Source organism: Streptomyces caeruleatus (genome assembly GCF_001514235.1).
In the GTDB taxonomy this organism is placed as follows: Bacteria; Actinomycetota; Actinomycetes; order Streptomycetales; family Streptomycetaceae; genus Streptomyces; species Streptomyces caeruleatus.
In genome coordinates, this window is record NZ_KQ948924.1 from 798,495 (window position 1) to 818,996 (window position 20,502).

A 20,502-nucleotide genomic window follows, 5' to 3' on the forward strand; every position below is an offset into this window, starting at 1 on the left:
CGTCAGTTGGGCTGTCCGATCGGGCGTACGACGACGGTGTTGACGTCCACGCCGTCGGGCTGCCGGACGGCCCACACCAGATCAGCAGGGCCGGGCCGAGGACGTTGGTCAGCACCATCTCGGTCCAGCCGGCCGAACGCCTTGAGCGTGGCGTCCACGGCCGCCTGGACGTCGGCGTACTCGGCCGCGTTCCCGACGACCGTCAACAGCCCCTCCGGGTCCCCGAGTTCCGCGGCGAAATCCCGCAGCCGCGCCGCGCCCCGACCGGTGACGGTGACGGTGACCCAGTACCCGGCGTCCAGCAGCTGCCGTGCGACAGCGGCGCCGATGCCGCTGCCGCCCCCTGTGTTCCGTATTCCGTACGCTCGACGGTTCGGACGGTGGTTCGGACGGTGGTTTGAATGACCGGGAGTCCGTCACTTGGAGAGCTCTCGAAGTCAAGGCCGCACGCTGATCGCCGGCCGTGCGGCGCCGGCCGGCGTCACTTCGTGCGTACCGCCGTGTACACGGTCTGCGCCGCGAGCACGAAGACGTCCGGGCGGTGGTGCACGCTCGCCTTGTCGTCCGGGTCGAGGAGCCGGTCGAGGGTCGCGCGGTCGTCGGCGTCTAGGGCCTCGCCGACGCCGTCGCGCAGGCGGGTCAGGTGGGCGGCGACGTAGGCGCGGGCGCGGTCCGTGGTGGGGGCGGGCAGGTCGAGGAGGAAGGTTCGGGTGCCGGTGGGGCGCAGGCCGGCCGCGGTGAGCAGGGCCGGCCAGTCCTCGGTCTCGGTGACCGAGCCGGGCAGGTCCGCGCGCATCGTGGCGAACCACTGCGCCTCCAGTGCGTCGAGCCGCGCCTGCAGCCCGGGCCGTCCGAAGCCGAGGTCGCGCGGCAGGTACCGGGCCGGCAGGCCGCCTTCCTGGAGGGCCAGGGTGCCGCCGTGCGTGAGGCGGTCGGCGAACGCGGCGAGCGCGGCGCGCTGGTCGCCTAGGTGGTGCAGACTGCGGCCGGCCCACAGCAGATCGGCCGGGTAGTCCAACTCGTCCAGGACATCGGGAAGTTCACCGACGAGGGTGCCGAAGCGGTCGGCGACACCGAGCCGCTCGGCACGCGCCTGGGCCCGTGCCAGGAGCGGTGCGGATCCGTCGACGGCGACGATCCGGGCGCCGGGGAAGGTGTCGGCGAACAGACAGGCGACGACGCCGGGCCCGCTGCCCACGTCGACGACCAGCCCCGGCTCGGTCTGCCGCTTGGCGAGCCATGCCATGGCGTGCTCGTACAGCGGCGTGAACAGCTCCGCCTGCGTCTCCAGGAGCGGGCCCATCTGCTCCCAGTCGACGTCGGTGTGGTCGTGGTGCGGGTGCGCGTGCCGCGGGTCATGCCCGTCGTGGCCTTGGTGGTCATGGTGGTCGTGCGCCACAGTGGTCCGCCTCTCGTTCCTCGCGTCCGGATGCCGCAAGAGTGCTCCGAGGCATGGCCCGCGGGCCACTGTCCTTGCCGTAGCGGCAAAAACGGGGCAAAAAAATCAGGTGCGGCCACGAGGGCCCGTCGCCCACGATGGCCGGATGGACGACGAGATGGTGGAGCGCTTCCTCAAGGACGGGTTCGTGAAGATCGAGGGGGCCTTTCCGCCCCGCGTCGCCGAGCACTGCGCGCGGCTGCTGTGGCGGGAGACGGGGTACGACCGGGAGGACCCGGGCACCTGGAAGGATCCCGTGCACTGGGTGTACGACATGGCGACGGGCCCGTTCGCGGCGGCCGCCAACTCGCCTGTCCTGCACGAGGCCTTCGATCTGCTGGTGGGCGAGGACCGCTGGCAGTCGCGCTACTCGCTGGGGACCTTCCCGCTGCGGTTCCCGCACGAGGAGGAACCGGACGACGCGGGCTGGCACATCGAGGCCAGCTACACCCCGGAGGGCGCCGAGCACCCCCACACCAACCTGCGCTCGAAGGACCGCGCCCTGCTGATGCTGTTCCTGTTCAGCGAGGTCACCGAGGACGACGCCCCGACCCGCATCCGGGCCGGCTCACATCTCGACGTACCCCCGGTCCTGGCACCGTACGGCGAGCGGGGCGCCTCCTATCTGGAACTCGGCCCCAAGGTCGCCGAGGCCTCCGCCCACCGCCCCCTCACCCACGCCACCGGCACCCCCGGCGACGTCTACCTCTGCCACCCCTTCCTGGTCCACGCAGCCCAGCCCCACCACGGCACCCGCCCCCGCTTCATGGCCCAGCCTCCGCTGCACACATCGGTCCCCCTGGAACTGGAACGCCCCGACGGCAACTATTCAGCGGTGGAGTTCGCAATCCGCCGGGGCCTGGCCCAAGAGAACTGACCAAACCCCGGCGACTACAACGCCCCCAAGGGGCGCGGGGAACTGCGCGACCAGCCACAACGGACCAGCAGCCGCAGTCACACCACTACGACAACGGCGGATACGCGTTCTGCATCAACTGCTGGAACTGCGCAGAGAACCAGTGCCCCGACAGCGGAGCGTCCGGCAGCGCACCAGACATGTTGTTACCGTTGCGCGGATTACCGGTATACGTCGGGTCGCACATCCGGTCGAACCCCTTGCCCTCGTCGTTCGGAATCACCCGGCTGGCGCCGTCGGACTCACCCGGAGGCTTGATCCACACATACGCGTCGATCCCGGCCGCCGGACTGGCCTGCGGCCGCTCCCCCAGCCCGGCCCCGGACTGGTTGCACCAGTTGCCGACGTGGATACGCCGGTCGTACCGCCCGCCGTTGACATACGTGTCCACGTCGGTCATCGCACCCGGGCCGGCGGGCCGGGCAGAGCCACCCCACCCGTTCCGCGAGGTGTCGATCAGCATGCCGATACCGGAGTTGAAGCCGGTCGTGACCAACTGCTGCCGGAAGGCCTGCGCGAAGGACAGCTCGTCGGTGTAGCGGTTCCAGTCCACCCACTTGGACTCACGGACGGACTTGCCGCCCACGGAGTCGTTGACGGTGAAGTTGTTCTCCTTCAGCGCGCTGTAGTTCGCCGTGTTGGCGATGAAGCCGTGCACGTCGTTCACGGTGGCGCCCTCGGAGGTCGCCGCCTCCTTCATCACGGTGGCGCTGGCGGCGAAGTTGTCGTCCCAGCCGATCCAGCCGTGGTGGCCGGCGTCGATGTAGTTGTAGACGTTGGCCGCGTCACCCAGCTTGTTCAGGGCGTAGCCGACGCCCTTCTGGTAGTTGCCGTTGGCCTTCATCACGTCGCACTGCGGGGTGGCCGTCGGACGGCTGCCGGTGTTGGTGACGAGGTTCGGCAGCGAGTCGATCTCGATCGTGGTGACGATCCGCAGCGCGGCGTACTTCGGGTCGGCGAGGATGGCCGCGATCGGGTCGATGTACTCGGTCTTGTAGCGGCCGAGCTCCGTCGGACCGAGCTCGCCGTTGGAGGCGAGGGCGGCACAGTCGCGTCCCGGCAGGTTGTAGATGACCAGCTGGACGACGAGTTCGCCGGAGCCCTTCTGGGTGAGGGCCTCGTCGAGGTGGTCGCGCAGACCCATGTCACCGTTGACGCCGTTGATCGCGGCGATCCGGTCGAGCCAGACGCCGGTCGGCTGGCTGGCGATCCGGCTGCCGCCCGGCTCGGCGGCGGCCTTCTCGGACCACTCCGGGTTCACGTACACCTTGGCGCCGGAGTATGGGTTGTCGACCTTGGGGCCGGTCGGGTCCGGGTCCGGCGGATCCGTCGGGCCGCCGCTGCCGTCGTCGACGTTGCAGGTCACGCCGTCGAGGGTGAAGGTGGCCGGGACGGCGTTGGTGCCGCTGTAGGAGCCCTGGAAGCCGAAGCTGACCGAACCTCCGGTCGCCAGCGTCCCGTTGTAGGTCTCGTTGGCGGCGGTGACGGCGGCACCGCTCTGGCTGATTTTCGCGTTCCAGCCGCTGGTGACCTTCTGGTTTCCGGCGTACGACCACTTCAGAGACCAGTTGGACTTGGCGGAGCCCTGGTTGGTGACCGTCACGGCGGCGGTGAAGCCGGTGTCCCACTGGTTCTGCACCTTGTAGTCGACGGTGCAGGGGACGGCTGCCGTGCCGATGTCCTCCGGGGCGGCCGCGGCGAGCGCGGTCCCCGAGGCCCCGGCGACCAGCGCCAGGGCGGCGAGCATCGCGGTTCTGGTACGACTCATGAGTGCGGGTTCCTTCTTGATCGCGGGTGCTGACGGTTCGTCCGTGCAGGGCGCGCAAGAGGCAAGGAGGAGGTGCCGGCGACGGCTAAAAGTACTGAACGCGGGGGGTGTCGCATGAGCGATCTCCTTGCAGATCAGCGCGCCGTGACGGACGCGTCGACTGATGGAATCGCTCCCACTGGTGTCAATGAAGCTAGCGCCAAGTGTCAGTAAAGGACAGAGGAGTTGCTGACTTTCCCTCAACTAAATCCGTCGAATCTTTTCGACTCTTCAAGCACCTTGACCCCTTGCACCCCCTTCCCCACTATGGGAGCGCTCCCACTGGTTCAAGCCTTGACTTCTCCGAGCCGCAAGGAGGAACCAGCACGTGCATCCCCCACGCAGACGCAGAACCGCACGACGGTTGTGGACCGCCGTCGTCGCGGCCCTGGCACTTCCCTTGGCCATGATGGGCACGAACTCGACGCCCGCCCAGGCAGCGGCACTTCAGTGCAGTGTCGACTACAAGACCAATGACTGGGGCTCCGGCTTCACCGCGGATCTGACGATCACCAACCGCGGTACGGATGTCATCGACGGCTGGACGCTGACGTACGGCTACACGGGCAACCAGAAGCTCGGCAACGGCTGGAACGGGACCTGGTCCCAGTCCGGTCAGTCGATCACCGTGAAGAACGCCGGCCACAACGCGCGGATCACCGCCGGGGCCGCGGTGACCACGGGCGCGCAGTTCAGCTACAGCGGCGGCAACGCCGCTCCGACGAACTTCGCGGTCAACGGCACCAGTTGCACCGGCGCCCACCAACCCCCGATCACCGTGCTGACCAGCCCGGCAGCGGGCGCCGTCTACACGCAGGGCGACGCCGTCCCGCTCGCGGCCACGGCCGCGGCCGCCGACAACGCCACGATCAGCAAGGTGGAGTTCTACGACAACACCACGCTGCTGGGCACGGACACCACGGCGCCGTACTCGCTCTCGGTCTCAAGTTTGACCGTGGGCAGTCATTCGCTCCTCGCGAAGGCCTACGACAGCCTGGGCGCGTCCGCGGAGTCGACGCCGGTCGGCGTCACGGTCGCCTCGGGTCCCGCCGTGGTCACCTCGCAGACCCAACTCCCCGTCCAGCAGGGCAAGTCGGCCTCGTACGACGTCAAGCTGTCGACCCAGCCGTCGTCGAACGTCACCGTCACCACCGCCCGCACGACAGGCAACTCGGGCCTGTCGGTGACGGGCGGCGCCTCGCTCACCTTCACGCCCTCGAACTGGAACACCGCGCAGAAGGTGACCATCACGGCCAACTCCTCCGGCACCGGCGCGGCGACCTTCGAGTCGACGGCCACCGGGCATGCGAAGGCCACCGTCACGGCCACCCAGATCGCGGCGACGAAGGCGTACGACGCCCGCTTCCTGGAGCTGTACGGCAAGATCACCAACCCGGCGAACGGCTACTTCTCGCCCGAGGGCATCCCCTACCACTCGGTCGAGACGCTGATCGTCGAGGCGCCGGACCACGGCCACGAGACCACGTCCGAGGCCTACAGCTACCTTCTCTGGCTGCAGGCGATGTATGGCAAGGTCACGGGCGACTGGGCCAAGTTCAACGGGGCCTGGGAGATCATGGAGAAGTACATGATCCCGACCCACGCCGACCAGCCGACCAACTCCTTCTACAACGCCTCGAAGCCGGCGACCTACGCGCCCGAGCTGGACACGCCGAACGAGTACCCGGCGAAGCTGGACACCGGGGTGTCGGTCGGGTCCGACCCGATCGCCGGTGAGCTGAAGTCGGCGTACGGCACGGACGACGTCTACGGCATGCACTGGCTCCAGGACGTCGACAACACCTACGGCTACGGCAACTCGCCGGGCAAGTGCGAGGCCGGGCCGTCGGACACCGGGCCGTCGTACATCAACACCTTCCAGCGCGGCGCGCAGGAGTCGGTGTGGGAGACGGTGCCGCAGCCGACCTGTGATCAGTTCAAGTACGGTGGCGCGAACGGGTACTTGGACCTCTTCACCGGTGACGCCTCCTACGCCAAGCAGTGGAAGTTCACCAACGCCCCGGACGCCGACGCCCGTGCGGTGCAGGCCGCGTACTGGGCCGACAAGTGGGCCGACGAGCAGGGCAAGGGCGGGGAGATCTCCGCGACCGTGGCCAAGGCCGCGAAGATGGGCGACTATCTGCGCTACGCGATGTACGACAAGTACTTCAAGAAGGTCGGCAACTGTGCGGGGGCTTCGAGTTGTCCCGCCGGCACCGGCAAGGACGCCTCGCACTACCTGCTCTCCTGGTACTACGCCTGGGGCGGCGCCACCGACACCTCGGCGGGCTGGGCCTGGCGCATCGGATCCAGCCACGCGCACGGCGGCTACCAGAACCCGATGGCCGCGTACGCCCTGTCCAACTACGCCGACCTGAAGCCCAAGTCGGCGACGGGACAGGTGGACTGGGCCAAGTCGCTGGAGCGGCAGGTCGAGTTCTACCGGTGGCTCCAGTCCAGCGAGGGCGCGATAGCCGGTGGCGCGACCAACAGCTGGGCGGGTAGGTACGCGACGCCGCCCGCGGGCAAGTCGACCTTCTACGGCATGTACTACGACCAGCAGCCCGTCTACCACGACCCGCCGTCCAACCAGTGGTTCGGCTTCCAGGCGTGGTCGATGGAGCGGGTGGCCGAGTACTACCAGCAGACGGGGAACGCGGCCGCGAAGGCCGTCCTCGACAAGTGGGTCGACTGGGCACTGTCGGAGACGACGGTCAACCCGGACGGTACGTTCCGCATCCCGTCGACGCTTCAGTGGTCGGGGCAGCCCGACACCTGGAACGCCTCGAGTCCGGGCGCCAACAACGGACTTCATGTCACCGTCGCCGACTACACCAATGACGTCGGCGTGGCGGCCGCGTACGCCAAGACCCTGACGTACTACGCCGACCGCTCCGGTGACACGGCTGCCGCGACGACGGCGAAGGCGTTGCTGGACGGCATGTGGGACAACTACCAGGACGACCTCGGAATCGCCGTTCCGGAGACCCGCGCCGACTACAACCGCTTCGACGATCCGGTCTACGTGCCGAGCGGCTGGACCGGCACCATGCCGAACGGTGACGCGATCAACTCGTCGTCGACCTTCGAGTCGATCCGGTCGTTCTACGAGGACGATCCGGCGTGGTCGAAGATCGAGGCGTATCTCGCGGGTGGGGCGGCGCCGTCGTTCACGTATCACCGGTTCTGGGCCCAGGCGGACATTGCGTTGGCCATGGGTTCGTATGCGGAGCTTCTCGAATAGTCCCCCGCCGGGCGCTCCGCGGGTTGGGCCGTGTTTCGACTGCGGGTCCGATGTGGCTGGTCGCGCAGTTCCCCGCGCCCCCAAAACAGGGCGTGGCAGATCACGGCGTTTCCTCGGAACCGCCTGAAAGGCTCCGCGTGCGTGGTCCCGTTACCTGACAGCGGGACCGACCGGCCGGGCGGCCCCCTCCCGCACTGGGGGTCGCCCGGCAACTCTCGCACCGCACGGAAAGCGCTTGCCCCCACTCCTCTTTCCGGAAAGGACCCCCGTGCGAAGAACCCGCATCCTCACGGCCGTACTCGCACTCGCGGCCGGCCTGCTCGCCGGCACCCCGACCGCGCTGGCGGCGCCTGCCGCGCGGGACGTGTCGGTCAGGGCCGACAGCTACACCTGGAAGAACGCCCGTATCGACGGCGGCGGTTTCGTGCCCGGCATCGTCTTCAACCGCAAGGAGAAGAACCTCGCCTACGCCCGTACGGACATCGGCGGAGCCTACCGCTGGCAGCAGGCGTCGAAGACGTGGACGCCGTTGCTGGACTCGGTCGGGTGGGACGACTGGGGGCATACGGGGGTGGTGAGCCTGGCGTCGGACGCCGTGGACCCGGATCGGGTGTACGCGGCGGTCGGGACGTACACCAACAGCTGGGACCCGACGAACGGCGCGGTGCTGCGGTCCTCGGACCGGGGCGCGAGCTGGCAGAAGGCGGATCTGCCGTTCAAGCTGGGCGGGAACATGCCGGGGCGCGGCATGGGTGAGCGGCTGGCGGTCGACCCGAACCGGAACAGCGTGTTGTATCTGGGCGCGCCCAGCGGCAAGGGGTTGTGGCGGTCGACGGACTCCGGGGCGAGCTGGTCGCAGGTGGCTAACTTCCCCAACGTCGGCAACTACGCGCAGGATCCGAGCGACACCAGTGGGTACGCCAGCGACAACCAGGGGATCGTCTGGGTCACCTTCGACGAGTCCACGGGGACGTCCGGGAGCGCGACCAGGACCATCTACGTGGGGGTCGCCGACAAGGACAACGCCGTGTACCGGTCGACGGACGCGGGCGCGACCTGGTCGCGGGTCGCCGGGCAGCCGACGGGGTATCTGGCGCACAAGGGTGTCCTGGACGCGGCGAACGGCTATCTGTATCTCGCGTACAGCGACAAGGGCGGGCCGTACGACGGCGGCAAGGGCCAGTTGTGGCGGTACGCGACGGCGAGCGGCACCTGGACGAACATCAGCCCGGTCGCCGAGGCCGACACCTACTACGGCTTCGCCGGTCTGACCGTCGACCGGCAGAAGCCCGGCACGGTGATGGCTACGGCGTACAGCTCCTGGTGGCCGGACACCCAGATCTTCCGTTCGACGGACAGCGGCGGGACCTGGACGAAGGCGTGGGACTACACGTCGTATCCCGACCGCGCCAACCGGTACACGATGGACGTCTCGTCGTCGCCGTGGCTGACCTGGGGCGCGAACCCGTCCCCGCCCGAGCAGACGCCGAAGCTGGGCTGGATGACGGAGGCGCTGGAGATCGACCCGTTCGACTCGAACCGGATGATGTACGGGACGGGCGCGACGATCTACGGCACGGAGGACCTGACGAAGTGGGACAGCGGCAGCCAGTTCGCCATCAGGCCGATGGTGCAGGGCCTGGAGGAGACGGCCGTCAACGACCTCGCCTCGCCGCCCTCGGGCGCGCCGCTGCTCAGCGCGCTGGGTGACATCGGCGGCTTCCGGCACACGGACCTCACCAAGGTGCCGTCGATGATGTTCACCCAGCCGAACTTCACCACGACGACGAGCCTGGACTACGCCGAGTCCAGCCCGAACACCGTCGTAAGGGTCGGCAATCTCGACTCCGGCCCGCACATCGCCTTCTCGACGGACAACGGCGCCAACTGGTTCGCGGGGACCGACCCATCGGGCGTCAGCGGCGGCGGTACGGTCGCCGCGGCGGCGGACGGCAGCCGGTTCGTGTGGAGCCCGGCCGGTACGGGCGTGCAGTACGCGACCGGGTTCGGCAACTCCTGGCAGGCGTCGAGCGGGATCCCGGCCGGGGCGGTGGTCGAGTCGGACCGGGTCGACCCGAAGACCTTCTACGGCTTCAAGTCCGGGAAGTTCTACGTCAGTTCGGACGGCGGCGCGACCTTCACGGCGTCGGCGGCCACCGGGCTGCCGAGTGGGGACAGCGTGCGCTTCAAGGCGCTGCCCGGCGTGCAGGGCGACGTGTGGCTGGCGGGCGGTGCGACGGACGGGGCGTACGGTCTGTGGCACTCGACGGACGGCGGCGCGAGCTTCACCAAGCTCGCGAACGTCGAGCAGGCCGACGCGATCGGCTTCGGGAAGGCGGCGCCGGGAGCGTCGTACCAGACCCTGTACACCAGCGCGAAGATCGCCGGTGTACGCGGCATCTTCCGCTCCACCGACAAGGGCGCGACCTGGACCCGCGTCAACGACGACGCCCACCAGTGGGGTTGGACGGGCGCGGCGATCACGGGTGACCCCCGGGTGTACGGGCGGGTGTACGTGGCGACCAACGGGCGTGGTGTCATCTACGGCGAGACGGCCGACGGTGGCACCACGGATCCCGACCCGGACCCCGACCCGGATCCGGACCCCACGCCGACCGGGGCCTGCGCGGTGACGTACAAGGTCACCAACCAGTGGTCGGGTGGTTTCCAGGCCGACGTACAGCTGTCCAACACCGGTTCGGGCGCCTGGAGCGGCTGGTCCCTCGGCTGGTCCTTCGCGGACGGGCAGCGGATCACCCAGGTCTGGAACGCCGAGCACACCCAGTCCGGTTCGGCGGTGACCGCGAAGAACGTGGGCTGGAACGGCAGCGTTGCGCCCGGCTCGTCCGTGAGCTTCGGCTTCACGGGAAGCTGGTCGGCGGCGAACGCCGAGCCGACGACCTTCAAGCTGGGCGAGCAGACCTGCACGGTGAGTTGAACTGAAATGGGCGAGCCCGGGGGCGCGTGCGCTTGGTGCGCACGCGCCCCCGGTGCTGTCTACGACAGCTTCCACTCCCCGATCTGCTCCGCGAAGCCGGAGTCCATCCCGAAGGTGACGGTGGCGGCCTTCGACGCCTTCGGCAGCTCGAACACGATCCAGCCGAGCGTCTTCGCGCCGGGCTTCAGCCGGACGTCCGACGACATCGACGGGCCGGCCGTGATGTCGGCGAGCACGGTCCCGAACTGCTGGCCCTGGTCGTCGGTCATCTTCGCCCCGTTCACGGGAGCGTCGGAGTAGACCTTGGTGCCGGTGTTGACCAGCTGGAACTGCACGCCGATCCACCGGTTGCCGGACTCGGGCGCGAAGAACTCGTCGCCGGACCTGGCGTTGTCGGCGACCTTCACGACGGTGACATCGAGTCCGCTGCCGGCCTCCATGCCCTTGAGCGCCAGCGTGTCGCCGACCTTGGCGACCTCGGGCGCGGCGCTGCTCTTCTCGGCGGGGGCCTCCTTCTCGGCGGCGCCCTCGGCCGTGGCGGAGGCCTTCGCCTTCGGCTTGTCGACGACCTCGTCGCCGGAGCCGGAACCACAGGCCGTCAGACCGAGCGCGGCGACGGCGACAGCCGCGGTGGCGGCGAGACGTATGCGGGTGTGGTGGACCATGTTCTCCCCAGGTTTCGGTGGTACGCATGTGAAGGACCCGTAAAGAACCTGCATGGTTGTACGGCTCACCGAAAAATTCCGGGGACAAGAGGCAACCCGGCAGCCCGATGTGACGTCGGGGCTGCCGGGCTGGGCGGTGGTCGTCCGCGCTCAGGGCGTGAAGACGCTCGGCCGAGGTGCCGTGGCCATGCCGTTGCCGATGAAGAAGCTCGGGTGCGGTGGCTGGTTGTAGGCGGTGTTCTGCCAGGCCAGGGCCGTGCGGTACATCGGGTCGTGCAGGAGCGTCGTGATCTTGGTGTTGGTCTCGACCGGGGTCGAGTAGATCCTCAGCGCCGTGTTGCCGCTGGTGCGCCAGATGACCTCCTCGCGCCAGTCGCCGAGGATGTCGCCGGAGAGGACGGGCGTCGCCTTGGTGCCGTTGTTGGAGGAGACGCCGGAGCCGGTGAGCAGGCGGGTGTCGCCGGACGTGCCGTACTTGTCGATGCGGGTGCCGTCGAGGAGTTCGCGGACGGGATCGCCGTCCCACCAGGACAGGAAGTTGATACTGGACGGCTCCCGGCCGAGCGAGGCGCCGGTCGCCGAGCGCAGGGTCGTGTCGGAGGCGGACCACGCCTCCGCCCCCGGGCTGCCGGCGTAGATGTCGCCCGCGACACCGCGGCCGTTGTCGGCGCCCGACCCCGTCTGCCACAGGATCTGCCCGGTGCGCGCGTCGGCCATCCAGGAGCCGGGCTTGCTGGTGTCCTCCGAGACCTTGAAGTACTCCAGGCCCGCCCGGGACGGGTTGAGGTCGCCCACGTGGCCGGCGTCGCCGTGCCCGAGCTTGGTGGTCCACAACCCCCAGCCGTTGTCGTCCACGGTCATGGCGCCGTACACGATCTCGTCCTTGCCGTCGCCGTCGACGTCGGCGACGGACAGGCTGTGGTTGCCCTGACCGTCGTAGCCCTGCCCCGCGTTGGTGGAGGAGTTGGTGTCGAAGGTCCAGCGGCGGGTGAACTGGCCGCCTCGCCAGTCCCAGGCGGCGATCACCGTGCGGGTGTAGTAGCCGCGGGCCATGACGAGCGAGGGGCGGGCGCCGTCCAGGTAGGCCGTGCCGGCCAGGAAGCGGTCGACCCGGTTGCCGTAGGAGTCGCCCCAGGACGACACGGTGCCGCGCGCCGGGACGTAGTCGACCGTCCCCATCGCCTTGCCGGTCTGCCCGTTGAACATCGTCAGGTACTCGGGCCCGGAGAGGATGTACCCGCTGGAATTGCGGTGGTCGGCCGACGAGCTGCCGATCACCGCGCCGGTGCCGTCCCGGGTGCCGTCCGCCGTCTTCGTGGCGACCTCGGCCTTGCCGTCGCCGTCGTAGTCGTACACCTGGAACTGCGTGTAGTGCGCGCCGGAGCGGATGTTGCGGCCGAGGTCGATCCGCCACAGCCGGGTGCCGTCGAGCTTGACGCCGTCGAGGAACGTGCTGCCGGTGTAGCCGGACTGGGAGTTGTCCTTGGCGTTGGTGGGCTGCCACTTCAGGACGATGTCGAGGGCGCCGTCGCCGTCGAGGTCGCCGACCGAGGCGTCGTTGGCCTCGTAGGTGTACGCCACTCCGTCCGGGGTCGTGCCGCCGGCGGGCGGGCTGATCGGGACGTCCTTGTACCCCGTGCGGAATTGGACGGCGTGCACGGAGTCGCCCTGCTCCACGCCGCCCACGATCGGGCGGACCGTGTAGTCGGCCTGCTCGGGGGCGCCGGAGTGGAAGTAGTTCGTGGAGCCGGTGATCGGGGTCGGGTTGACCTTCGTGCCGGCCCGGTAGACGTTGAAGGAGACGTCGTTCGGGTCGGTGCCGAGCCAGCGCCAGCTGACCAGGTTGCCGCTGGAGGTGTGGACGCTCACCACACCCCGGTCGAGGGCCTCGACCTGGCGTGCGGTGGCCGCCTCCGCCGTGCCGACGCCGCTCAGGGCGGTGAGCCCGGCGGCGACGAGGGCGGCGGTGGCGAGCGTCGCGGAGAGGGCGGCGCGGCGTCTGCGGTGCTTGCGCGGGTGCTGCACGTGACGTACCTCCTCGGGAGGACGGACGGATTCCGTTCCCTCAGTCGTCGCCGTGCGCGCGGAAGTTGCCGTATCTCTCGGCCAGTTCGGCCACCGTCCGGGCGATCCGCTCACGCAGCTCGGGCGGTTCGAGCACCTCGATGCCGGTGCCCAGGCGCAGGAACTCGGCGTGGGCGTGGTCGACGGACTCGACGGGGACGGTGACCGTCGTCCAACCGTCCTTCTGCGTACGGTGGTCGGTCGCCCGGTCGAGGGTCACGCCGGGGGCCAGCCGCACGACCGCCGCACGGCGGTACAACCGGTCGTGGAAGTCGCGCTGGTACGCGCTCCAGTACGCGGCGAGATCGAAGTCGTGCGGGTGCGTGAACTCCTCATCCACGGCCGCGAGTTGGATGATCTGGTCGACGCGGTAGGTGCGGGGGCCGGGGCCCGCGACGACGTACCAGCGGCCCGCCTTCAGGACCAGGCCGTACGGCTCCAGGCGGCGCTCCACGTCGGTGGGTTCGCGCCAGCGGCGGTACAGGACGTGCAGGACGCGGCTGTCCCAGACCGCGTCGGCGACCGCCGGGAGGTACGGCGTCTCGTCGGCGCCGGCGTACCAGCCGGGTGCGTCGAGGTGGAAGCGGCCGCTGATCCGGTCGGCGTGGCCGCGCAGTTCGGGTGGCAGGGCGGCGCGGACCTTGAGCTGGGCGGCGGCCAGGACCGAGCCGAGGCCGAGCTGGGCGGCGGGGCCGGGCGCTCCGGCGAGGAAGAGGGCCTCGGCCTCGTCGGCGTTGAGTCCGGTGAGGCGGGTGCGGTAGCCGTCGAGGAGGCGGTAGCCACCGGCGTGTCCCGCGTCGCCGTAGAGCGGGACACCGGCCGCGCCCAGCGCCTCCACGTCCCGGTACACCGTGCGGACCGACACCTCCAGCTCCTCGGCGAGCTGGGCGGCGGTCATCCGGCCGCGGGTCTGGAGCAGCAGGAGGATCGAGACGAGTCGGCTGGACTTCACTGACACAGGATGTCAGTGAAGCGGCCGTAGCGTCGCGTCATGTCCCTCACCGAGACACCGGCCTTCGCCGAGAAACTGCTGACCGTACCGCCGCCGATCGAGGTGGCCGGACGGTGGATCAAGCGCTACCACGTCACGGCCGACCCCGCGGGCATCGCGCCCGACGTGGAGAAGGCGGCGTACGCGATCCTGCCGGAACTGCTGCCGGAGCCGGACGGCACGCCTCCGGCGACGTTCGTCGTGCTGCACCGGGGCGGTGACGACGGCGCCTATCTGAACGCCTACAGCTGGGTGTGGGACAACGTCCTGCACTTCAAGGGCGCCGCGGCGGGCCAGCCGGTGCTGGGCTGCCCGGACCGCGATCCCGCGCACTTCGTCACCCCGGACCTGCCGTGGATCGGCTGCGTCTGGGAACTCCCGCCGATCCTGCACGAACGGGACGCCTGGGTACGGCATCTGCTGGCACCCGAAGTCCCCGACCCGACGGCCTACTTGGCCGATTCCCTGCCCGAAGGAACCACCGGAGACCGCACATGAGCAGCCCGCACGACTTCGACTTCTTCCACGGCGACTGGCAGGTCCGCAACCGCCGCCGCACCGACTTCCTCGACCCCGACAGCGGCTGGGAGGAGTTCCCCGCGACCAGCCGCTGCTGGCCGCTGTTCGACGGGGCCGCGAACCTCGACGAGATCGACATGCCGCACCTGTCGGCGAAGGGCGCGACGCTGCGGCTCTTCGACCGGGAGACCGAGCAGTGGTCGCTGAACTGGGCCTCCAGCGTCAGCGGCACGCTGTTCCCGCCGGTCCTCGGCCGGTTCGAGGGCGAGCGCGGGGAGTTCCACGGCGACGACACCTATGACGGCAAGGACGTACGGGTGCGGTTCGTCTGGTCGGGTGTCTCCGCGACCTCGGCCCGCTGGGAGCAGGCGTTCTCCGTCGACGACGGGCGGACCTGGCTGACGAACTGGACCATGGAGTTCACTCGGGCTTGAGGAACGCCCGCAGGCTGAACACCGGGTCGGGTCGGGGCCGGTCCTGGTCCGGGAGTCGCGCGAGGCGGGCGGCGAAGCCGTCGGCGAGCGCGCCGCCCGGTGGCAGGGCGACGAACCAGCCCCGGCGCAGGTCGGCGACCGTGCGCCGGGGGCTGCGGCCCTGACCGCGGCCCGCGAAACGGGCCTGCCCGGCCGGGACCAGGCCGTGGGCGAGGGCGTACGACTCCACGAGCGCCGCCTCGTCGCGGGCGGGGCGGCGCGGACGGGAGGCCAGGACGGCGTCGATGTCGCTGCCCACGTTGTGGGCGGCGGCCTTGTCGACCGTGGTGACGTACACCCCGCCGGGCCGCAGCACGCGGGCGCACTCACCGACACTGGTCCGCACGTCGTCGTCGGTCCGGGCCAGGTGCAGCAGCCACACGCTGCTGACGGCGTCGAACCCGCCGTCCCCGAACGGCAGCCGGCGGCTGTCGGCGAGCACGACCGAGCCGGGCAGACGGGCCGCGGCGCGCCGGGCCATGGCGGCCGCGAGGTCGACGCCGGTCACGCTCAGGCCGTCGCGCGCGGCGGCGAGCCGCCGGGTGACGATGCCGGTGCCGCAGGCCACGTCGAGCAGGCGCCGTGTCCCGGCCGGCAGGAGTCCCAGCACCGCCTCCGCCGCGGCCGCCGCCCTGGGTTCGCCGCCGCGCGAGGCGTCGTAACGCTCCGCTTCCTCGTCGTAGTCCAGCACACCCTTCAGTCTGCCCCGTGGCCCGGGGCGAGATCCTCGATCCTGCGGGCGAGTGCGAAGTCCCGCTCGGTCACGGCGCTCACGGTGTGGGTGTTCACGGTGAGGGAGATCGTGTTGTAGCCCAGGGTGAGGTCGGAGTGGTGGTCGAGCTCCTCCTGGACCTGGGCGATGTGCACGACCATCGCCGTGGCCGCGAAGTGCGAGGGGAGCCGGTAGGAGCGGGCGATGCGGTCGCCGTCCAGCGACCAGCCGGGCAGCTCCGCGAGCCGGTCCTCGATCTCCTTCTGCGACAGCGGTTCGAGGGGCATGGCCTCGCTCCTTCCTGAACGGGCGGCTTCGTCTTCAGACTGCCACAGGCGGGGCGCGGCGGCCCTGGTCAGACCGGTGGCCGGCGGGTCAGCGGCGGACACTTTCGGCCGCCAGGTCGTCGGCGAGCGCGGCGATCTGCGCCCGGCCCTCGACCTGCTCCACCCACTCGTGCGGGAGGCCGGGGTCGCCGTACCGGGCGCCGAGGAGGTTTCCGCAGATGGAACCGGTGGAGTCGCTGTCGCCGGAGTGGTTGACGGCCAGCAGCAGGGCGTCCCGCACGGAGGGCGTGACGAGGGCGCAGTACACGCCGATGGCGAGGGCCTGCTCGGCGACCCAGCCCTCCCCCAGCCTCTCGACCTTCTCCGCGCTGGGCGATCCCGCCCCGGCCAGGTCCAGCGCCGCGGTGAGCGCGGCCGAGGTCTCCTCGTGGCCGGGGTGGCGCTTCAGGAGCCGCAGGGTGCGCAGTACGGCGCCTTCCAGGGACTCGCCGGCGACGACGTGCGCCACGATGGCGGCCAGCGCGCCGGACGCGTAGTAGCCGGTGGGGTGACCGTGGGTGATCTGGGCGGCGCGGGCGGCCATGGCGAAGGCCGGGTCGGGGGCGTTCAGCAGGCCGAAGGGCGCCGAGCGCATCACCGCGCCGCAGCCCTTGGAGTCGGGGTTGACCTCGCCGGGTTTGCCGTCGAGGGCGAGCCCCGGATCGGGGGCGTACATCTGGGCCACCCCGGACACGCACGCGTTGCCGGGAGCACGGCGGGCGTACAGCCAGGCCTGGGTGATCAGCCCGCCCTCGGGGGCGCCGCTCTGTGGCGGTGCGGCGTGCTCGGGGCCCGGGTGGCGCTGGGTCTCCAGCCAGCGCTCGTACGCCCAGCGCACCAGCAGCGCCCAGCCGCCGCCGATGCCCTTCAGCCGCTCCCGCCGATGCGCCTGGATGAGCCCCTCCGCGGTGAACAGGGTCATCTGCGTGTCGTCACTGATCCGGGCCACGTCGCTGTCCCCGGCGAACACCGGCCCGGTCACCCCGCGCTCGCCGTGCGCCGCGCGGATCCGCTCCAGCGAGCTGAACTCGACGGGATAGCCGAGGGCGTCCCCGAGGGCCCCGCCGAGCAGACAGCCACGCACCCGGGCGCGGTACACGGCCTCTCCCACCAGGGACGACGTCCAAGGCTCAGTCATCGCACGCACTCCTCGACTACGGTCGTACACATGACCATTGTCCCGCCCGAAGGCGCCGCGCCCGCCGCCACCCCCACCGACCACGGCGTGGGCCCGCTGCTGCGGGCCTGGCGGGAGCAACGGCGGGTCAGCCAGCTGGAGTTGGCGCTGCGGGCCGACTCGTCGGCGCGGCACATCAGCTTCATCGAGACGGGCCGTTCCCGGCCGAGCGAGGAGATGGTGCTGCGGCTGGCCGAGCACCTGGACGTGCCGGTAAGGGAGCGCAACGCGCTGCTGCTGGCCGCCGGTTATGCCCCGCGCTACCCGGAGACCCCGCTGGACGACCCTTCGCTGGACGCGCTCCGCGCGGGCATGGAGCAGCTCATCCAGGGCTACGAGCCCTACCCGGCCCTCGTGGTCGACGCGATGTACGACGTGCACGCGGCCAACCGGGGCATCCTGATGCTGCTGGACGGCATCCCCGAGCACCTCCTCACGGCCCCGCTGAACGCGATGCGCCTGACCCTGCACCCGGAGGGCCCGCCCCGCGCATCCGCAACCTGCGCGAATGGCGCGGCCATCTGCTGGCCCAGATGGACCGGCAGATCGCCCTGCGCCGCTCCGACCCACTGCGCCGGCTGTACGACGAGGTGGCCGCGTATCCGGTACCGGAGGAGCCACCCGGGGCCGCCGAACCGGCCGCGCCGGTCCCCTACTTCGCGCTGCCGTTGCGGATCGAGCACGGAGGCCGGGTCCTGTCCTTCGTCTCCTCCATCTCGACCTTCAACACCCCCATGGACGTGACCGTCGCCGAGCTGGCCATCGAGACCCTCCTCCCGGCCGACCCGGCGACGGTCAAGTACCTTCAGTCACTGCTTCCCTGACGCAACCTCAGCGCCATGTACTGAAGCCCGCCGAAACCGGCGACGGTGAGCGCCTGGACCACGGTCCACACCCCGCCCACCGTGCTCGGCGACAGCCACAGCGCGAGGGCGAGGCAACTCAGCACGCTCCAGGCCAGGTTGGCCTCGATCACGGCCCGTACGGGGAGCTCGGCGGGACGCGCACGCGAGGCGAGGAAGCCGACGCCGACGCCATACACGGCGAGAAAGGCACCGAGCCCCAGCAGCAGCCCGTCGTCGACCCCGAGCAGCCGTCCCAGCGGCCCGGAGGCGGCGAGGTAGGCGAGCCCGTTCGCCCCGGTCACCACGGCGTCCAGGGCCAGAAGGCGGCGCAGCACGGTCTGCGGGTCGGAGGTCCGGGTGAGCGCGGCGAGCGAGGTGGCGGACATGGTGCATCACCTTCCGTCGAGGTCGAACTGCGATGACCCAACGGTTTCGCGAATGAGCGAGGAGGTCGATTACCTGCGAGGTAATGCGGGCCGACGACAACGTCCTCAGTGACCACCCCAATGGATCCCCGCAGCAAACCCTGGCACACTGCTCGACGTATTTCCGGCGCGTAGGGGAGGCGTGGCGTGAGTGAGCGGCGACCCGCGCCCACCGTGGGTCAAGTAGTGCTCGGCAAGCGCCTGCAGGAGCTGCGCGAAGCGGCGAACCTGGGGCGCGACGAAGCCGCACGCGTGTTGCGCGTGGCCCCGGCGACCGTACGCCGGATGGAGACGGCCGAGGTCGCCCTGAAGATCCCGTACGTGCAGGTCCTGCTGGAGACGTACGGCGTACCGGAGGACGAGGCGACCGCCTTCGTCACCCTGGCCGAGGAGGCCAACCAGCCCGGCTGGTGGCAGCGCTTCCACGACGTGCTGCCGGACTGGTTCAGCCTGTACGTCAGCCTGGAGGGCGCCGCCCGCATCGTCCGCTCCTACGAGGCGCACTTCGTGCCGGGCCTGCTCCAGACCGAGGACTACGCCCGTGCCGTACTGGAGGCCGGGACCATCGGGCAGACGGGGCCGGAGACCATAGAGCGGCATGTGTCGCTGCGCATGGCACGGCAGCGGCTGCTGGAACGCCCGGACCCCCCTCACCTGTGGGTGATCATGGAGGAGACGGTGCTGCGGCGGCCGGTGAGCGTCCGTGGCGAGGTGATGCGCGGCCAGGTGGACAAGCTCCTGGAGTTCGCCGAGCGCGACCGGGTCACGTTGCAGATCGCCGAGTTCGCCGCCGGCCCGCACCCGGGGACGTACGCGCCCTTCAGCCTGTTCCGGTTCGCCGAGCCCGAGCTGCCCGACATGGTCTACACGGAGTACCTGACCGGCGCCCTGTATCTGGACTCCCGCACGGAGGTCGCCACGCATCTGGAGGTCCTCGACCACATGTCGACGGCCGCCGCGTCGGCCGAGCGCACGAAGAAGATCCTGCGGGAGTTCCGCGAGAGCTGCTGACCCACGAGCAGGCCCGACCCCGAGGAGAGCACACGGCATGACCGGATCCGAGTCCGCGCCCGTCCGTATCGACACCAGCCGCCCGCATCCGGCCCGCGTGTACGACTGGTGGCTGGGCGGCAAGGACAACTACCCGGTGGACGAGGAGCTCGCCCGCAGGATCCTCGCCGTGGACAGCAGCGCGGTGCGCGGGGCGCGCGCCAACCGCCGGTTCATGCACCGGGCCGTCGCCACGGTCGCCGAGGCCGGCGTCCGCCAGTTCCTGGACATCGGCACGGGCATCCCCACCGAACCCAACCTGCACCAGGTGGCGCAGGGCGTCGCGGCTCAGGCGAAGGTCGTGTACGCCGACAACGACCCGATCGTCCTGCGCCACGCCCAGGCCCTGCTGCACGGCTCCGCCGAGGGCACCACCGCCTATGTGCACGCGGACGTCCGTGACGTCGACGCGCTGCTGGCCCGGGCCGCCGAGTCCCTGGACTTCGGGGCACCCGTCGCGTTGTCCCTGGTCGCGCTGACCCACTATCTGGGCGCCGAGCCGGACGGCGACGACGTCTACGGCCTGCTGGCGAGGTACGTGGCCGCGCTGGCCCCCGGCAGCTATCTGATCCTTTCGCAGGTCACCCCCGATCTGAACCCCGCCGCGATCGACAAGGCCGCCGAGCACTTCCGGCGCAGCGGCACCTCCTTCCACCCCCGCTCGCTCCCCGAGTTCTCCCGCTTCTTCGACGGTCTGGAGCTGCTCGGTCCCGGTGTGATCCCGGTGTCCGGCTGGCGTCCCGGGCCCGAGGACGTGGCGGCCCAGGCGGAGGGCATCGTGCCGGTGTACGCGGGGGTCGCCCGCAAGGCGTGAAGCCGGGGACAGGCCGCGGGTCTGACCCGTACGGGTGCGGTGAAGGGGTGCGCTCCCGCGCTCCGCCATAGGTTCGGCCGTAGGGCAAGCAAGGGAGC

General features: G+C 70.5%; 16 protein-coding genes and 2 pseudogenes. 8 read left to right on the forward strand and 10 right to left on the reverse strand.

Annotation, left to right across the window (positions count from 1 at the left end):
• Window positions 1–79 precede the first annotated feature (79 nt).
• Window positions 80–356 (reverse strand): annotated as a pseudogene (locus tag AQJ67_RS44665) (SDR family NAD(P)-dependent oxidoreductase); the annotation flags it as partial.
• A 125-nt stretch (window positions 357–481) separates the two neighbouring features.
• Window positions 482–1,399: a class I SAM-dependent methyltransferase gene (locus AQJ67_RS03485; RefSeq protein ID WP_062716455.1), complete on the reverse strand. Its 918-nt coding sequence runs from the start codon at window positions 1,397–1,399 to the stop codon at window positions 482–484.
• A 145-nt stretch (window positions 1,400–1,544) separates the two neighbouring features.
• On the opposite strand from AQJ67_RS03485, the gene AQJ67_RS03490 reads away from it, so the two are divergent.
• Window positions 1,545–2,315: a phytanoyl-CoA dioxygenase family protein gene (locus AQJ67_RS03490; RefSeq protein WP_062716456.1), complete on the forward strand. Its 771-nt coding sequence runs from the start codon at window positions 1,545–1,547 to the stop codon at window positions 2,313–2,315.
• An 85-nt stretch (window positions 2,316–2,400) separates the two neighbouring features.
• On the opposite strand, the gene AQJ67_RS03495 is transcribed toward AQJ67_RS03490, so the two are convergent.
• Window positions 2,401–4,122 (reverse strand): glycoside hydrolase family 6 protein, encoded by a 1,722-nt coding sequence (locus AQJ67_RS03495; protein WP_062716457.1) that lies wholly within the window; start codon window positions 4,120–4,122, stop codon window positions 2,401–2,403.
• Window positions 4,123–4,489: 367 nt separating this feature from the next.
• On the opposite strand from AQJ67_RS03495, the gene AQJ67_RS03500 reads away from it, so the two are divergent.
• The gene (locus AQJ67_RS03500) at window positions 4,490–7,405 is read left to right on the forward strand and encodes a glycoside hydrolase family 48 protein (protein WP_062716458.1); all 2,916 of its coding nucleotides are present in this window, start codon (window positions 4,490–4,492) and stop codon (window positions 7,403–7,405) included.
• 268 nt (window positions 7,406–7,673) lie between these two features.
• Window positions 7,674–10,343, forward strand: coding sequence for a cellulose binding domain-containing protein (locus tag AQJ67_RS03505; protein WP_062716459.1), 2,670 nt, complete (start codon window positions 7,674–7,676; stop codon window positions 10,341–10,343).
• 59 nt (window positions 10,344–10,402) lie between these two features.
• Here the strand turns inward: AQJ67_RS03505 and AQJ67_RS03510 are convergent, their stop codons facing one another.
• The 3 genes from AQJ67_RS03510 to AQJ67_RS03520 all read right to left on the reverse strand — a co-directional run bounded on the left by AQJ67_RS03510 (window position 10,403) and on the right by AQJ67_RS03520 (window position 14,024).
• The gene (locus AQJ67_RS03510) at window positions 10,403–11,008 is read right to left on the reverse strand and encodes a DUF4352 domain-containing protein (RefSeq protein WP_062716460.1); all 606 of its coding nucleotides are present in this window, start codon (window positions 11,006–11,008) and stop codon (window positions 10,403–10,405) included.
• 150 nt (window positions 11,009–11,158) lie between these two features.
• Window positions 11,159–13,033: a rhamnogalacturonan lyase gene (locus AQJ67_RS03515; protein ID WP_062716461.1), complete on the reverse strand. Its 1,875-nt coding sequence runs from the start codon at window positions 13,031–13,033 to the stop codon at window positions 11,159–11,161.
• 40 nt (window positions 13,034–13,073) lie between these two features.
• A complete protein-coding gene (locus AQJ67_RS03520; RefSeq protein ID WP_062716462.1) occupies window positions 13,074–14,024 on the reverse strand; it encodes a helix-turn-helix transcriptional regulator in 951 nt (316 codons plus the stop codon).
• Between the two features lie 39 nt (window positions 14,025–14,063).
• On the opposite strand from AQJ67_RS03520, the gene AQJ67_RS03525 reads away from it, so the two are divergent.
• Both AQJ67_RS03525 and AQJ67_RS03530 read left to right on the forward strand, forming a co-directional pair.
• Entirely contained in the window at window positions 14,064–14,561 is a 498-nt protein-coding gene (locus AQJ67_RS03525) for a hypothetical protein (RefSeq protein ID WP_062716463.1), read from the forward strand.
• Window positions 14,558–15,016, forward strand: a complete 459-nt coding sequence (locus AQJ67_RS03530) for a hypothetical protein (RefSeq protein WP_062716464.1) — start codon at window positions 14,558–14,560, stop codon at window positions 15,014–15,016. The genes AQJ67_RS03525 and AQJ67_RS03530 overlap by 4 nt, the downstream gene beginning before the upstream one ends.
• Here AQJ67_RS03530 and AQJ67_RS03535 read toward each other — a convergent pair.
• From AQJ67_RS03535 to AQJ67_RS03545, 3 genes are all read right to left on the reverse strand, one after another.
• Window positions 15,003–15,746 carry a class I SAM-dependent methyltransferase gene (locus tag AQJ67_RS03535; protein ID WP_062716465.1) on the reverse strand — a complete coding sequence of 248 codons (744 nt, stop codon included), beginning with the start codon at window positions 15,744–15,746 and terminating at the stop codon, window positions 15,003–15,005. The genes AQJ67_RS03530 and AQJ67_RS03535 overlap by 14 nt on opposite strands.
• Before the next feature lie 5 nt (window positions 15,747–15,751).
• Window positions 15,752–16,054: a 4a-hydroxytetrahydrobiopterin dehydratase gene (locus AQJ67_RS03540; protein ID WP_062716466.1), complete on the reverse strand. Its 303-nt coding sequence runs from the start codon at window positions 16,052–16,054 to the stop codon at window positions 15,752–15,754.
• An 88-nt stretch (window positions 16,055–16,142) separates the two neighbouring features.
• Window positions 16,143–17,231 (reverse strand): ADP-ribosylglycohydrolase family protein, encoded by a 1,089-nt coding sequence (locus tag AQJ67_RS03545; RefSeq protein WP_062716467.1) that lies wholly within the window; start codon window positions 17,229–17,231, stop codon window positions 16,143–16,145.
• Between the two features lie 30 nt (window positions 17,232–17,261).
• Here AQJ67_RS03545 and AQJ67_RS03550 point away from each other — a divergent pair.
• Window positions 17,262–18,094: pseudogene (locus AQJ67_RS03550) on the forward strand (helix-turn-helix domain-containing protein).
• Here the strand turns inward: AQJ67_RS03550 and AQJ67_RS03555 are convergent.
• Window positions 18,076–18,501, reverse strand: a complete 426-nt coding sequence (locus tag AQJ67_RS03555) for a hypothetical protein (protein WP_062716468.1) — start codon at window positions 18,499–18,501, stop codon at window positions 18,076–18,078. The pseudogene AQJ67_RS03550 and the gene AQJ67_RS03555 sit on opposite strands and share 19 nt — an antisense overlap.
• Window positions 18,502–18,687: 186 nt before the next feature.
• On the opposite strand from AQJ67_RS03555, the gene AQJ67_RS03560 reads away from it, so the two are divergent.
• Both AQJ67_RS03560 and AQJ67_RS03565 read left to right on the forward strand, forming a co-directional pair.
• Window positions 18,688–19,551, forward strand: coding sequence for a helix-turn-helix domain-containing protein (locus AQJ67_RS03560; protein ID WP_079055737.1), 864 nt, complete (start codon window positions 18,688–18,690; stop codon window positions 19,549–19,551).
• A gap of 37 nt (window positions 19,552–19,588) precedes the next feature.
• Window positions 19,589–20,404: an SAM-dependent methyltransferase gene (locus tag AQJ67_RS03565; protein WP_062716470.1), complete on the forward strand. Its 816-nt coding sequence runs from the start codon at window positions 19,589–19,591 to the stop codon at window positions 20,402–20,404.
• The last annotated feature ends 98 nt before the right edge of the window (window positions 20,405–20,502 follow it).

Bases quoted from the DNA above. Each gene is read 5' to 3' on its own strand.
- AQJ67_RS03490 (WP_062716456.1), top strand. From the start codon at position 1,545: ATGGACGACGAGATGGTGGAGCGCTTCCTCAAGGACGGGTTCGTGAAG.
- AQJ67_RS03495 (WP_062716457.1), bottom strand. From the start codon at position 4,122: ATGAGTCGTACCAGAACCGCGATGCTCGCCGCCCTGGCGCTGGTCGCC.
- AQJ67_RS03510 (WP_062716460.1), bottom strand. From the start codon at position 11,008: ATGGTCCACCACACCCGCATACGTCTCGCCGCCACCGCGGCTGTCGCC.
- AQJ67_RS03525 (WP_062716463.1), top strand. From the start codon at position 14,064: ATGTCCCTCACCGAGACACCGGCCTTCGCCGAGAAACTGCTGACCGTA.
- AQJ67_RS03530 (WP_062716464.1), top strand. From the start codon at position 14,558: ATGAGCAGCCCGCACGACTTCGACTTCTTCCACGGCGACTGGCAGGTC.
- AQJ67_RS03540 (WP_062716466.1), bottom strand. From the start codon at position 16,054: ATGCCCCTCGAACCGCTGTCGCAGAAGGAGATCGAGGACCGGCTCGCG.
- AQJ67_RS03545 (WP_062716467.1), bottom strand. From the start codon at position 17,231: ATGACTGAGCCTTGGACGTCGTCCCTGGTGGGAGAGGCCGTGTACCGC.
- AQJ67_RS03555 (WP_062716468.1), bottom strand. From the start codon at position 18,501: ATGTCCGCCACCTCGCTCGCCGCGCTCACCCGGACCTCCGACCCGCAG.
- AQJ67_RS03565 (WP_062716470.1), top strand. From the start codon at position 19,589: ATGACCGGATCCGAGTCCGCGCCCGTCCGTATCGACACCAGCCGCCCG.